Here is a 13,743-nt window from a genome sequence, read left to right as displayed (position 1 = left end):
TGTTCCCTTCGCCCTTGATTGACCTCTGAATAAACCATTGGTGTGTTTGTCAAGAGCGATAGCGTGGCATTTCCACCTAATAAATGGTAGGTAGTATGAACCGTGCTAGTTTTTCATAGAACTTTTGACACTACCTTAGTTTTACGTTTTCGATTGATTTCACCCTCTATACAGTGGTCCCCGATCATGAGGCTAGGACCATTTCGTGCCAGCAGGATGGGGACACGATTTGTTCTGAAAACGGGAAATATATTGCACGAGCATCCCGCTATATTTACACGTCGTTTCATACAATAAGTCTGGACATTGCATGCATTGATTGACACGGCGAAAATATTCGCCTGTTCCGACAAGAGACTTGCCGTCTTTTTGACCATACTCAACCATAAGTTGATCCATCTCTTTTTTCGTTAATCGGACACTTGCTGTACAACTTTTGCAAAAAGGTTCTCCACTCACTTTGCCACACCCTTTTCACTTTTGGCTTCTGCAGTAGAATGACGGACGACTAACTTCGGCTCATAGATGATTGATTGCTCTCCATCTGCCGATCGATCCTTTCTCTCTTGTTCAATGCAGGAAATGATCAATTTTGCTGCATCGATCCCCATCTCCACCTTTGGATGTTGAATCGTCGTTAGCTTCACTTCGGAGGCAACAGATAAAAAAGAATCATCATAGCCAACAACAGAGAGTTCTTCTGGCACGCGGATATCAAATTCCCGTATGACATCAAGTAGCTTTAGGGCAAGCTCATCATTATAACAAACAATCCCCGTCGGCCGATGGGAACGGTCTTTAAAAATCCGATGCAGCTCCTCTAATGGCTTAGCGTTCTTTTGCTCAGTCGTGTACGTAATAATATGCTGAGGATTGAGGGCAATTCCTTGCTCCCGGTGTGCTTTTATAAAGCCTTTTAACCGCTTTGCCCCTTGCAAATCATCATTTTTAAATAGACCAACGATTTGCTCATGTCCTAAATCAAGGAGATGCTTCGTCTGCGTGTAGCCTCCTTTTACATCATCCATCCCTAAGAAATAAGGCTCTAGCTCCTCGTAATAAGCGTTGATCATTACATATGGAATGCCTTGACGTTCAAGATTTAAATAGTAATTGATGTTCGGGTTTGGAATGGAACTTTTCGTTGGTTCTACGATCAAACCATCAAACCTTTGCGATAAAACCGCTTCTAATACCCGTTTTTCTTGTTCGTGATTATTGTTCGTGCTAAAGATGGTGACTTGGTACCCATGTTCGCTCAAAATACTTTCAGCTCCGCGAATAATCGAGGGGAAAATATACTCAGATAGATAGGTCGTAATAAGGGCAATGTTTTTCCGCTGCGCTTTACCGATAGGGTTTTTTTGATCTGTGCGATCCGCACAAAATGTCCCAGCCCCTTGCTTCCGGTATACCCATCCTTCATTCACTAATTCGTCAATCGCTTTTCGCACCGTATGTCGACTTACATTGTACTCTTTCATTAACTCATTTTCGGAACCAATCTTTCCATGAGGCAAAACGATTCCTTCAAGAATTTTCGATTTAATTTGCTGCTTAACAAAATTATATTTTGTTTCCATCATCTATCCCACCTGACAACTTATACGTACAAATGATTATACCATAATTGATACAATCACCTTTCCTTGAAGGTCAAACAGGGATTACTTCCTTTTTCCGCAATCCCTGTTTATAACCTTTATGGTCTAATTGTCACACGGAGTACAGATGATGCCGGAACCTTTAGTTCCATCTCATGTCCGCTTACAGAAGCTGGCTCATACGGAACAGGCTCCACCTCATTCGGTCGTTCAAACGTATTGTGGGCATTTAATTCATTTGCTGTTAATAGTTCTCCTGAAACAGATGATGCTGACAACGACTTGTTTAGCCCACTTAGCTTAAGGGTGAGATCTGTATCACGATGAGGATCTAAATGACAAACACTTACGTGGATGGCACCTTCGTTATCCTTCGATGCAGAAACGGTTACCGCCGGAAGCTCATCATCTCCGAACTTGTAAGTTCCCACGTCTGCATTCACTTCAAGCCTCGTTGCATCTTGGTGAACTTTATACATGTTAAATACATGGTAGGTTGGCGTTAAAAGCATCTGCTCCCCTTCCGTCAACACCATCGCCTGCAAAACATTGACCATTTGTGCGATGTTCGCCATATGAACCCGGTCGTTATGCTCATGGAAAATGTGAAAATGAACGCCAGCCACTAACGCATCACGGATCGTATTTTGTTGATAAAGGAAGCCTGGATTTGTACCTGGCTCCACATCAAACCATGTACCCCATTCATCGACAATTAAGCCGACTCGCTTTTCAGGATCATAACGGTCCATAATTGTCGAATGCTTCGTCAATAATTCATCCATTCGGAACGACTTTTTCAACGTTTTAAACCATTCGGATTCACGATCATCTAGGGCCGACCCTTTGCCTTTCCAAAAATCGCCTGGAATCGTGTAATAATGCAGGCTTAATCCGTCCATAAGATGAGCGGCCTCTCGCATCAACACCTCAGTCCAACGGTAGTCGTCTACATTGGCCCCACCAGCAATCTTATAAATTTTATTGTCTCCGTAGTTACGGACATAGGTTTGATAGCGTCGGTAAAGATCCGCATAGTATTCAGGACGCATATGCCCCCCGCAGCCCCAGTTTTCATTTCCAACACCAAAATATTTTAAAGCCCAAGGCTCTTCTCGCCCATTTTCTGTGCGCCAATTGGCCATTGGCGATTCCCCATCAAATGTCATATATTCAACCCACTCTTGCATTTCTTGAACGGTACCACTGCCGACATTTCCACAAATGTAAGGCTCGGCGCCAAGGAGCTCACATAATCTCATAAACTCATGCGTGCCGAAATGATTATTTTCGACAACACCGCCCCAATGGGTGTTCACCATTCGCTTCCGGTTCTCCCTTGGCCCCACACCATCTTTCCAATGGTACTCATCGGCAAAGCAGCCCCCTGGCCAGCGTAGGACCGGGATGTTTAACTCTTGTAATGCCCCTAGTACATCGTTGCGGATCCCCTCTGTATTTGGGATTGGTGAGTCCTCTCCAACCCACAATCCTTCATAAATGCACCTGCCTAAATGCTCTGAAAAATGACCATAAATATGCTTGCTAATTTTCCCATGTTCAAGATCTGTATAGACTTTAATTGATTGCTTCATCTTGCCTCTCCTCACTTTATTCAACTTTAATACTGATTCATAAAAAGCTTTATTTAAATAGTCGGCGGAAAGCTTCATTCCATTGGAGCTGTTGCTGGAATTGCGGTACGTCTGTTTTGTCATTAATGAAAACCACTTCAATATCAGCTAAAGTTGCCCAATCATAGAGCTGCTCAGGCGTCACTTCGAAGGAGAACACCGTATGATGAGCTCCCCCTGCATGGATCCAAGCCTCTGTCGCTTCACTTAAGGATGGCTTGCACTTCCAAAGAACTTTAGCAACTGGTAGCTTCGGCATATCCCGTTCTGGTTTGATTGCTTCTACTTCGTTCACAACTAAACGGAATCGGTGGCCAAGATCGATCAAGGAGGCATTTAACGCTGGTCCATCGGCCCCATCAAAGACAAGCCGTGCAGGATCTTCTTTCCCGCCAATACCTAGCGGATGAACTTGGATTTCAGGCTGATTCGCCGCAATCGTTGGGCAAATTTCCAACATATGAGAACCTAGCACGAGCTCGTTCCCTTCGGCCAAATGGTATGTGTAATCTTCCATGAATGAGGTTCCTTTACCATCAGCAATGATTTTCATCATCCGCAATAACGCCGCCGTTTTCCAGTCTCCTTCTCCACCAAAGCCATATCCCTCTGCCATAAGACGTTGCACCGCTAGACCTGGAAGCTGCTTCATTCCGTGCAAGTCTTCAAAGTTCGTTGTAAACGCTGTGTAGCCCCCTTCCTCCAAGAACTCCTTTAACGCTAGTTCCATTTTCGCTTGCTCTAAAACCGCTGCTTTTACCTCATCTTGCTCGAGAATCGATGGGCTTAAGCGGTAAAGCTCTTGATATTCATCGAATAAGCGCCGAACTTCGTCTTCAGATACCGCTTTCATTTTTTCGACGAGATCACCAATTCCAAAGGCTGTGATCGACCAACCGAATTGAATTTGCGCTTCGACCTTATCTCCTTCCGTCACAGCAACCTCCCGCATGTTGTCGCCAAATCTAGCCACTTTTAAGTGATGACCGTCCACAAAGGCCGCAGCAGTTCTCATCCAAGCCCCTAGCCGTTCTTGTACATCATTATTTTGCCAATGACCGACGATTACTTTTCGAGAGATGTTAAGCCGTGCCCCAATGTGCCCGTACTCGCGATCACCGTGGGCAGATTGATTTAAATTCATGAAATCCATATCGATGTCATCGTAAGGGATTTCTCGATTAAATTGCGTATGCAAGTGGAGGAGCGGCTTTTTTAATTGTTTTAAACCGTTAATCCACATCTTTGCTGGGGAAAATGTGTGCATCCACGTAATCATCCCCGCACAATCGTCATCGCTATTGGCCGCAATGACCATTTTTCTTATCGCATCAGGTGTTGTGAGAACCTCTTTTAATTCAATGGTGTACGGCAACTCGCCAATTTCATTAAGCTTTTCTACCATAGTTTGCGAGTGCTGTCTTACTTGCTCTATCGCGTCTTCTCCATATAAATGCTGACTTCCAGTAATGAACCAAAACGTATATGGCTTCGTTTGTAACATTCGAGAACCCCCCACTAATGATAAGATTTGAAAATTAATAAGTTACGTTAACAAAGAAGACGGACGATGCTGGATACTTTTTAACGCTTTCAAACGCTTCATGACATCATTCGCACCCCGTCCGAAGTAATCGTGAAGCGTCACATATTCTTGGTAAAGCTTTTCATAGATAGCCACATGTTCAGGAATTGGCTTAAAAGTTTCGTCCTTCACTCGGCCCATTTTCTTGGCAGCTTCTTCAATCGAGTCATAGCCTCCTACCTCTGAACCAGCAGCAACAGAAGCAAACATTGCTGCCCCAAGAGCTGGTGTTTGTTTTGAAGCAGCCACTTTAATTTCCCTGTTTGTCACATCAGCAAAGATTTGCATTAACAGGTGATTTTTTTGCGGTAAACCTCCACATGCATAGAGTTCGTGAACTTCGACTCCTCGCCCGTGAAAAGCATCAACAATCGCCCGTGTACCAAATGCTGTTGCCTCAAGCAATGCTCGATATATTTCTTCCGGCTTCGTTTGGAGCGTGTAGCCTAAAAGCATCCCTGATAATTCAGTATCAACGAGAATCGAACGATTCCCATTCCACCAATCGAGTGCAAGTAAACCCGACTCGCCAGGTCTTAATTGTGACGCTTTTTCTTCTAACAAAGCGTGAATGTTCACCCCTTTTTCTTGCGCCTCATCGAACGTCGCTGCCGGAACGCCGTGCTTCACAAACCAGGCGAAAATGTCTCCAACTGCGGATTGCCCTGCCTCATAGCCTAAATAACCTGGGATGATACCATCTTCAACAACTCCGCACATTCCTTCGACTTCCTGTTCCTTCTCCCCTAGTAGCATGTGGCAAATGGACGTCCCCATCGCCATGACCAACTTTCCAGGCGTCGTGACGCCAACAGCTGGAACAGCGGCATGGGCATCTACGTTACCTACCGCTACTGCGATGCCAGGGTTCAAGCCCATCTTTTCAGCCATTTCAGGCAATAAACCACCTGCCCTTTCACCTAGAGGGACGATGTCACCGCGTAGCTTCGTTGTCGTCAAATGCTCAAGCCTAGGATCGAGGGCTTTAAAAAATTCATTGGAAGGGTAACCCTCTCGCTTATGCCAAATCGCCTTATAACCTGCTGTGCAACTATTTTTCACGATTTTGCCCGTCATTTGTGAGACGATCCAATCGGTCGCCTCTAAAAATTGATCCGTTCGGTTATAAACGTCCTCCGCCTCATCGAGAATTTGCCACACTTTTGCGATCATCCACTCAGAAGATATTTTCCCGCCATATCGTGGCAAAAAGGCTTCTCCTCGTTTTTCAGCCATTTCATTTATAGCGTTCGCTTTATCTTGAGCGGCATGATGCTTCCAGAGCTTCACCCAGCTATGAGGATTGTCTTTGTACTGCGCGAGCAAACACAAAGGCTGCCCTTCCTCGTCAACTGGTAACATCGTGCATGCCGTAAAATCGACGCCGATCCCAATCACATCGTCAGCATCCACTCCCGATTCTTTCATAACTGCTGGCACCGATGTCGTTAAAACCTCTACATAATCAAGGGGGTGCTGCAAAGCCCATTCGTGACCTAATTTAATGTTTGTATTAGGCAAATATTGATCGATGACTCCGTGTCTATATGGTGTCACATGGTCAGCTAGCTCTTGCCCATTCGATAGATCGATTAACACCGCACGTCCTGACTCCGTCCCGTAGTCAACCCCAATTGTGTATTTCGTTGTCATCTATATGTCCCACCCTTTCCTGATTATCTCTTCTCTTGACCGTAGTAAGCTGCTTGCCCATGCTTCCGATAAAAGTGTCGATCTAGTAGTACTGAATCCATTGGTAGTGTCCTCTCAGAGATTGATAGCGTTTTTTGCGCCATTTTCGCCACTTCTTCAAGGACGACTGCATGATGGACTGCCTCCATCGGATCTTTCCCCCAGACGAAAGGAGCGTGTGAATGAACGAGGACGCCAGGAATCGACAACGGGTCTTTATCACGAAACGTCTCAACGATCACGTTCCCTGTTTCCTTTTCATAGTCTCCTAGAATTTCTACCTCTGTCATTGGGCGGGTACAAGGGATCGTCCCATGAAAATAATCAGCATGCGTCGTTCCATAAGCTGGGATTTCTTTTCCCGCTTGCGCCCAAGCCGTTGCCCAGACCGAATGGGTATGGACAATCCCCCCTACTTTGTCAAATGCCCGATAAAGCGCTAAATGGGTTGGCGTGTCTGAAGACGGTTTCAAATCACCTTCGACTATATTGCCCTCTAAATCAACAACGACCATGTCTTTGCTTTTCATTTCGAAGTATTCCACTCCACTCGGTTTAATGACGACCAAGCCTTTTTCCCGGTCAATACCGCTTACATTTCCCCATGTAAACGTTACGAGTTGATATTTAGGCAAATAAAGATTCGCTTTAAACACCGTTTCTTTCAATTGCTCTAACAACCGAAACGACCCCTTTCCTAATCATAGATTGAAACGCTTACTCACATTATTACACTTGTACGTACAATTTTCAATATTTATATTCAATTTAATCACTTGTATTAACAACTACATTTATCAAGGAGTGTTTCTCTTTTCACGATCTCTTATTATGTCTAGTATTAGTATGGTGTATCAGCTTTTAATCCATCGACATCTATTTTGAACGATAAAACGTTTCCGACTGAATTTCCCAAATAACAGATACGGACAATTTAATTAATAGTTACACGAATACGTAAATTATTTTTTGTTAATGTTAATCTTTTAAAATGTTCGATAGCAATCATTAATATTATCAGAAAACATTCAAAGCCACTGGTGTAAATATGTGCGATAAATCCTTTTAATTTACAAACGAAAATGTTAATATAAATGCAAACGATTAGTTGATCGTTTATTTTATCTTGAACGTTTGGATAGGGGGATAAAAGTTGGAAGTGAATCGATTATCTGCTTTAACTCCACCGATGGGGTGGAATAGCTGGGATTGTTATGGAGCGAGCGTGACAGAAGAAGAAGTGCTAGGAAATGCCGAATACATGGCAAATCATTTAAAGAAGTATGGATGGGAATATATCGTCGTCGATATTCAATGGTACGAGCCAACGGCTAACTCATCTGCTTATAACCCGTTTGCCCCTCTTTGTATGGATGAGTATGGCCGGTTACTCCCCGCAACAAACCGGTTCCCGTCTGCAAAAAACGGGGCCGGATTCAAACCATTAAGTGATGCCATCCATGATCTCGGCTTAAAATTCGGTATACATATCATGAGAGGCATTCCGAGACAAGCCGTTTATGAAAACTCCCCTGTCTTAGGCTCTACGAAAACTGCTCGCGAGATTGCTCACATCAATTCCATTTGCCCATGGAATACGGATATGTACGGTGTAGACCCGACAAAAGAGGGTGCGCAAAGCTATTATAACAGCTTATTTGAGCTTTATGCTCAGTGGGGTGTCGATTTCGTCAAAGTGGATGACATCGCGGCCTCAAGGCTCTACGATACACATCTGGAGGAAATCAAAATGATCCAGCGGGCGATTCATGCATGCGGGAGGCCAATGGTTTTAAGCCTCTCCCCTGGTCCTGCACCTATAAAATATGCTCACCACTTTAAAACGAACGCCAACATGTGGCGGATAACAGATGACTTCTGGGACGATTGGTCCCTTTTATATCAAATGTTTGAACGATGTGAAGTTTGGGAAAAACATATCGGTACAGGCCACTGGCCGGATTGTGACATGCTGCCACTCGGTCATATCGGTATCCGTTCTGTTGATGGACCTGGTGGTGATCGCTGGACTCGTTTTACAAAAGACGAGCAGTTAACGATGATGAACTTATGGGCTATCTCTCGCTCTCCATTAATGTTCGGCGGCGAACTCAGGGATAACGACCAGTGGACATTATCGCTATTAACGAATGAGGAAATCCTCTCGATTAATCAAAAAAGCGTATTAAACCGGTTCGTCTATCGTGAGGAGGATAAGGTTGCATGGGCTGCAAATGGTAGAAATGGCGAGGCATATGTTGCATTATTTAATTTACACGATCAACAAAAGACGTTACAATTCCGATTAGATATGGTAGGTATTATGGAAACGGTTCACCTTTTCAATGTATGGGACCGTTCATTTTTACAATCCCTCGCCCCTTCTGAGTCGTTTCAAATAGAACTGAAGCCCCATCAGTCGATGATGTTAAAGCTCTCACCAGACCAGTAATCACTAAACAACGGAGGAAAACGATGCAATTAGACATTTCAAACGAATCTTTACCTGTATATGAAGCATTAGCAAGCAAAGTGCGGTTAGCAATCATTCAACAACTAACGAGAAAGTCAATGAATATCCGGGAACTAGCCGAGGCTGTCGGACTAAGCAGTGCCATCATGACGATGCACATAAAAAAGCTCGAAAAGGCTGGGATTATTCGGACGGAAATGGTTCCCGGAAAGGCCGGGATCCAAAAACTCTGCATTTTAGATACAGATCATATTGAAATCAACTTCCCTCCGAAAAAGGAAAGTTTAAAATTATATCATCAAACCATCTTATCTGTCGGTCATTATACAGATTTCCTAGTAGAACCAACGTGTGGTTTAGCGACTGCGGAAAAGATTATCGGAGAATTTGACGAGCCTCGCTATTTCTTAGATCCAGAACGGGTCAACGCAAAAATTTTATGGTTTTCCAAGGGATACATCGAATATAAAATACCAAACTTTTTGCATCACTCAGAAAATCCGAAAGAACTAGAAATTTCCCTCGAGCTTTCGTCCGAAGCTCCATTTACGAATGATAACTGGCCTTCAGACATTAGTTTTTATTTTAATAATGTGAAAATCGGCATATGGACGAGTCCTGGTGATTTTGGTGATAGTCCAGGAAAATATACGCCAGATTGGTGGCCGAAAGTCATTAACCAGTATGGCCTCTTAAAATTTATCCGGATCACAAAAGAAGGAACGTTCATCGAAGGGGCAAAAATTTCAGATGTCACGATAGATGATGTGCACATTCGCAGCAAACAATGGTCATTCCGAGTGGCCGTTCCTGATGATGCGGAAAACGTTGGCGGGGTGACCATTTTCGGAGAGGGTTTTGGAAACTACAATCAAGACATTATTTTCAGATTGTATTACACGAAAGACTTAAATCCAGAGCAAGAGCCATCAAAAAAAGCATAACTTTGTTCTAAAGGGAGATATGTTGTTTACTGTCTTCCTTATCTTTTTGTATTTTATCCTTCCCAATTCAAGGCATTGTGGCAAGGCTGTATTCTTCAACCTATTAAGTTTTTCTATTGCGAGGGCTTTAATCCCCGCTGAATGTCATTTCATTTTTTTCGATCAATCCTTAAAACTGGAGGTAACTCTTTTGATACTAGAAACCGAACGATTATTTTTACGAGAATTTATCGAGACGGATATCCCTACATTGCACAGCTTATATTCAGATGCCGAAACGATGAGCTACTATCCCGCTCCTTTTCGGTATGAACAAACGGAAAGCTGGGTGAGCAGAAATCAACAGCGGTACAAGCGAGATGGTTATGGATTATGGGCAGTATGTCTAAAGGAAACGGATGAATGTATTGGCGACTGCGGATTGGTGAAGCAACTAATAGAAGGGCAAACTCACGTAGAAATCGGCTATCACATTCATAAAAATTACTGGTGTCGTGGGTTTGCAACTGAAGCAGCAAAGGCTTGTAAAAGCTATGGTTTTGATGCACTAGGCTTAGACAAATTGATCAGCATTATCGATCCGGCTAATACCGCTTCGATTCGTGTCGCAGAGAACATCGGATTTACTCGAGAAAAAGAGGTTTGGATCTTCGAAAAAATGCATGCAATTTATTCAGGGTTGAGGGAAGAATGATGTGACTGCTTTAATTTAGAAAGGCTTGGCTATCACCAAGACGTTTTTCTTTCTGGACGGAATTGTCTCCGTTCTTTTTTATCGATGATTCGAAAACATTCATACAGAAAGTGCTCGCTAAGCGCAAGCACCTTCGGTTACGTCGCTTTCTCCATGTTCATCGTATCAGGTAATGGCTCACCGAACTGAGGGAATCCGTCCTTATCCCACGTGAATAATTTCAAACGTGCATGACGATTAGGATCATACAGCGGATCTCCTTCAATTTCCTTGTAACTACGAGCATGATATACTAACACATCATACTTTCCGTCTTCCGTTACCGTAAAACTATTATGACCAGGCCCATATTGTCCGTTTTCTTCACTTGTTTGAAAAACAGGAGTCGGTGACTTAGTCCATGAAGCAGGGTCTAGTAAGTCTGCCTCTTCATTTGCCCAAAGTAGACCCATACAGTAATGGTGATCTGTGGCGCTTGCCGAATATGCAATAAACACCTTGCCGTTTCTCTTAATGACGGCAGGCCCTTCATTCACCTTATATCCAATCACTTCCCAGTCAAATTCTGGTTTTGAGAGCATCACCTGTTCCCCTTTAATCGTCCACGGGTTTTCCATTTCGGCAATGTATAGATTTGAATTCCCTTCGATGCTTGGATCTTTTTGCGGCCAGACGAGGTAACGAACGCCCTTGTGCTCGAAAGTTGTCGCATCCAGTGAAAAGCTCTCCCACTTTGTAAAGATTTTCCCCTTCTCGATCCACGATCCCTCTAGTGGATTCGCCGATTCATTTTCCAAGACAAACATGCGATGGTCAAACAATCCTGCTTTTGTTTCTGCCGTCCTTGCTGCCGCAAAATAAATATACCATTTACCTTCAATGTAATGGATTTCTGGCGCCCAAATGTTTGCACTCATCGGACCGCGGTCATATTTTCGCCAAACGACTTTCGGTTCTGCCTCACGTAGTCCATCTAATGTTTTCGCTCGCCGTAATTCAATGCAGTCATAAGCAGGGACAGAGCCTGTGAAATAATAAAAACCATCTGCATGTTTGTATACCCATGGATCAGCCCGTTGCTCAATAAATGGATTACGGTATGTGTTTGCGGTAATAGTCAATGTCATCCCCTCCAAAATAAATATTAATTAATTAGTAAATATATTAATGATTAAACAAAGCGATACGCCAAAACAACCCTAAGTCCCTCTGAAAAACAATAAACCCGCAGGCCTCCCCCACGGGCCGTTAATTGAGTTTCATTTTATTTTTGCACTATCCCTTCACACCTGTCATCACGATGCCTTCAATAAACTGCTTTTGCGCGAAGAAGAACGCAACTAACGTTGGGATTAACGCAATCACTGATCCGGCCATAATTAATCCCCACTCAGACGTGTAATAGCCGCGAAAAGATGCTAATACGAGTTGAAGCGTGAAATTTTCTGGAGAGTTCAGATAAATCAATGGCCCCATAAAATCGTTGTAGCCAGCAAGTAGCCCTAAAATGACTTGTGTAACGATCGCAGGCTTCGCTAAAGGAACCATGATCTTGCGAAAAATCCCGAAAAAACTAAGTCCGTCAATTTTTGCAGCATCGATTAGGTCGTTTGGAATCGTCATAAAAAATTGTCGTAGGAAGAACACTGTCATCGCAGCTCCGAAAAAGCCAGGGATCATTAAAGGTTTAAAAGTATCAAGCCACCCTAACTCTCTGAATAAAATGAACTGTGGGACAAGGGTTACAATCCCAGGCAGCATCATCGTGGCGATAAGAGCGAAAAACAACTTATCCCGTCCAGGAAAGTTAAGCTTAGCAAAAGCAAACGCTGCTAGCGAGCTCGTGAAAATCCCGATCGCTGTCGTAGGAATAATGATGATCATCGTATTACGGAACCCTAGTAGTAGATCTGCTTCAGTGAACACTCGAATGTAGTTTTCGAATGTAATCTCACGAGGGATAAACTCTGGAGGCATAGCGAAAATCGCCCCTGGGGTCTTCAACGATGTAGAAAGCATCCATAAAAACGGGACAGCCATAATCAGTCCACCGATCATTAAAAAAGTATAGGAAAGGATTTTTTTGATTGTATTCATTTTTGATTTGCTTTGATACCAAGAAACAGCTTCCATAAGGCCTCACCTCCCGATCAATAATGCACCCATTTTTTTGCAAGCTTAAAGTTAATGATTGTAATAATAAGAATAATGATCCCGAGCACCCAAGCCATCGCTGAAGCATACCCCATCTCCATGTATCTAAAGGCGTTTAAGAACAAGTAATACACAACCGTGGTCGTCGAATAATTCGGTCCACCTTCAGTCATAATCATGAACCGCTGAAAATCCTGCAATGCCCCTATCGTAGATGTAATTAAAATAAAGAAGGTGGTTGGCGAAATGGAGGGAACCGTAATATGAATGAACTTCTGCCAAGCATTTCCTCCATCAATATCTGCCGCTTCATATAATGCAGGGTTAACCCCTTGAAGCGCGGCAAGGTATAAAATCATGTTAATCCCTCAGCCGCCCCAAACCCCTTGAATGATCATTGCCGGCATCGCCCATTTTTCGTCACTTAACCAGCCTGGCCCATGAATCCCAACATAATTTAGCATAATGTTCAATAAGCCAAAATCAGCGTTAAAGATCCAGCGCCAAAGCAATGTAATCGCGACAACCGAACTAACAGCTGGTAAAAAGAACGCTGTACGAAACAAGGCGATCCCTTTTACTTTTTGATTGAGCGCAACGGCAATTCCTAAAGAAACAGCCATCCCAATCGGAATACCGAGGGCTGCATAAAACGTATTAAATACCGTTTTTCGAAACAAATCATCTGTCACAAACAAACGATAGTAGTTATCAGCACCAGTCCAAACAGGCTCATTATATAAATCGAAATCGGTGAAGCTAACATAAATGGAATAAAGCATAGGGCCTAACGCGAAAATAGCAAACCCAATAATCGGAGGGGCAATAAACAGATAGCCCCAAAAATACTCTTTATTAAGACGGCGCTTCTGTTTCCTCGCCTTCGTCGTTTTCGTCTCTCGAGGAGTTTCTACTTCCATCTCCACTCACCTCTCCTTTCGCTTCGGTCAAAAGGAAAGTGAG

Annotated in this window: 13 protein-coding genes; 3 read left to right on the top strand and 10 right to left on the bottom strand. The window is 43.4% G+C overall.

Features of this window, described 5'->3' with window-relative positions; translation table 11 throughout:
• Positions 1 to 192: 192 nt before the first annotated feature.
• From E2L07_RS16365 to araD, 6 genes are all read right to left on the bottom strand, one after another.
• Entirely contained in the window at positions 193 to 459 is a 267-nt protein-coding gene (locus E2L07_RS16365) for a hypothetical protein (RefSeq protein ID WP_053431242.1), read from the bottom strand.
• Positions 456 to 1,583, bottom strand: coding sequence for a GntR family transcriptional regulator (locus tag E2L07_RS16360; RefSeq protein WP_053431243.1), 1,128 nt, complete (start codon positions 1,581 to 1,583; stop codon positions 456 to 458). The genes E2L07_RS16365 and E2L07_RS16360 overlap by 4 nt, the downstream gene beginning before the upstream one ends.
• Before the next feature lie 119 nt (positions 1,584 to 1,702).
• Complete coding sequence (locus E2L07_RS16355; RefSeq protein WP_134230087.1) at positions 1,703 to 3,199, bottom strand: alpha-N-arabinofuranosidase; 1,497 nt, start codon at positions 3,197 to 3,199, stop codon at positions 1,703 to 1,705.
• A 49-nt stretch (positions 3,200 to 3,248) separates the two neighbouring features.
• Positions 3,249 to 4,742, bottom strand: coding sequence for an L-arabinose isomerase (araA, locus tag E2L07_RS16350; protein WP_053431245.1), 1,494 nt, complete (start codon positions 4,740 to 4,742; stop codon positions 3,249 to 3,251).
• A 42-nt stretch (positions 4,743 to 4,784) separates the two neighbouring features.
• Positions 4,785 to 6,476 carry a ribulokinase gene (locus E2L07_RS16345; protein ID WP_053431246.1) on the bottom strand — a complete coding sequence of 564 codons (1,692 nt, stop codon included), beginning with the start codon at positions 6,474 to 6,476 and terminating at the stop codon, positions 4,785 to 4,787.
• A 23-nt stretch (positions 6,477 to 6,499) separates the two neighbouring features.
• Positions 6,500 to 7,195: an L-ribulose-5-phosphate 4-epimerase gene (araD, locus tag E2L07_RS16340; RefSeq protein WP_053431247.1), complete on the bottom strand. Its 696-nt coding sequence runs from the start codon at positions 7,193 to 7,195 to the stop codon at positions 6,500 to 6,502.
• 509 nt (positions 7,196 to 7,704) lie between these two features.
• On the opposite strand from araD, the gene E2L07_RS16335 reads away from it, so the two are divergent.
• The 3 genes from E2L07_RS16335 to E2L07_RS16325 all read left to right on the top strand — a co-directional run bounded on the left by E2L07_RS16335 (position 7,705) and on the right by E2L07_RS16325 (position 10,626).
• A complete protein-coding gene (locus tag E2L07_RS16335; protein WP_134230088.1) occupies positions 7,705 to 8,967 on the top strand; it encodes a glycoside hydrolase family 27 protein in 1,263 nt (420 codons plus the stop codon).
• A gap of 23 nt (positions 8,968 to 8,990) precedes the next feature.
• A complete protein-coding gene (locus tag E2L07_RS16330) occupies positions 8,991 to 9,932 on the top strand; it encodes an ArsR/SmtB family transcription factor (RefSeq protein WP_010898030.1) in 942 nt (313 codons plus the stop codon).
• 190 nt (positions 9,933 to 10,122) lie between these two features.
• Positions 10,123 to 10,626, top strand: coding sequence for a GNAT family N-acetyltransferase (locus E2L07_RS16325; protein ID WP_243854981.1), 504 nt, complete (start codon positions 10,123 to 10,125; stop codon positions 10,624 to 10,626).
• 137 nt (positions 10,627 to 10,763) lie between these two features.
• Here the strand turns inward: E2L07_RS16325 and E2L07_RS16320 are convergent, their stop codons facing one another.
• The 4 genes from E2L07_RS16320 to E2L07_RS21310 all read right to left on the bottom strand — a co-directional run bounded on the left by E2L07_RS16320 (position 10,764) and on the right by E2L07_RS21310 (position 13,706).
• The gene (locus E2L07_RS16320; protein ID WP_420897818.1) at positions 10,764 to 11,747 is read right to left on the bottom strand and encodes a glycoside hydrolase family 43 protein; all 984 of its coding nucleotides are present in this window, start codon (positions 11,745 to 11,747) and stop codon (positions 10,764 to 10,766) included.
• A gap of 154 nt (positions 11,748 to 11,901) precedes the next feature.
• Positions 11,902 to 12,759 (bottom strand): carbohydrate ABC transporter permease, encoded by an 858-nt coding sequence (locus E2L07_RS16315; protein WP_010898027.1) that lies wholly within the window; start codon positions 12,757 to 12,759, stop codon positions 11,902 to 11,904.
• Between the two features lie 17 nt (positions 12,760 to 12,776).
• A complete protein-coding gene (locus E2L07_RS21315) occupies positions 12,777 to 13,139 on the bottom strand; it encodes a carbohydrate ABC transporter permease (RefSeq protein ID WP_243854980.1) in 363 nt (120 codons plus the stop codon).
• Positions 13,140 to 13,148: 9 nt separating this feature from the next.
• A complete protein-coding gene (locus tag E2L07_RS21310) occupies positions 13,149 to 13,706 on the bottom strand; it encodes a carbohydrate ABC transporter permease (RefSeq protein WP_243854979.1) in 558 nt (185 codons plus the stop codon).
• Positions 13,707 to 13,743: the final 37 nt, after the last annotated feature.

It is taken from the genome of Halalkalibacterium halodurans (assembly GCF_004376175.1).
In the GTDB taxonomy this organism is placed as follows: domain Bacteria; phylum Bacillota; class Bacilli; order Bacillales; family Bacillaceae_D; genus Halalkalibacterium; species Halalkalibacterium halodurans.
The sequence above is the reverse complement of the archived record's forward strand: the minus strand, read 5'-3'. Positions and strand labels throughout refer to the sequence as shown.

What these genes read in the sequence shown, in the direction of transcription:
- E2L07_RS16360 (WP_053431243.1), bottom strand. Translation starts at nt 1,583, where the DNA reads ATGGAAACAAAATATAATTTTGTTAAGCAGCAAATTAAATCGAAAATT.
- E2L07_RS16355 (WP_134230087.1), bottom strand. Translation starts at nt 3,199, where the DNA reads ATGAAGCAATCAATTAAAGTCTATACAGATCTTGAACATGGGAAAATT.
- araA (WP_053431245.1), bottom strand. Translation starts at nt 4,742, where the DNA reads ATGTTACAAACGAAGCCATATACGTTTTGGTTCATTACTGGAAGTCAG.
- E2L07_RS16345 (WP_053431246.1), bottom strand. Translation starts at nt 6,476, where the DNA reads ATGACAACGAAATACACAATTGGGGTTGACTACGGGACGGAGTCAGGA.
- E2L07_RS16335 (WP_134230088.1), top strand. Translation starts at nt 7,705, where the DNA reads ATGGGGTGGAATAGCTGGGATTGTTATGGAGCGAGCGTGACAGAAGAA.
- E2L07_RS16330 (WP_010898030.1), top strand. Translation starts at nt 8,991, where the DNA reads ATGCAATTAGACATTTCAAACGAATCTTTACCTGTATATGAAGCATTA.
- E2L07_RS16315 (WP_010898027.1), bottom strand. Translation starts at nt 12,759, where the DNA reads ATGGAAGCTGTTTCTTGGTATCAAAGCAAATCAAAAATGAATACAATC.
- E2L07_RS21315 (WP_243854980.1), bottom strand. Translation starts at nt 13,139, where the DNA reads ATGATTTTATACCTTGCCGCGCTTCAAGGGGTTAACCCTGCATTATAT.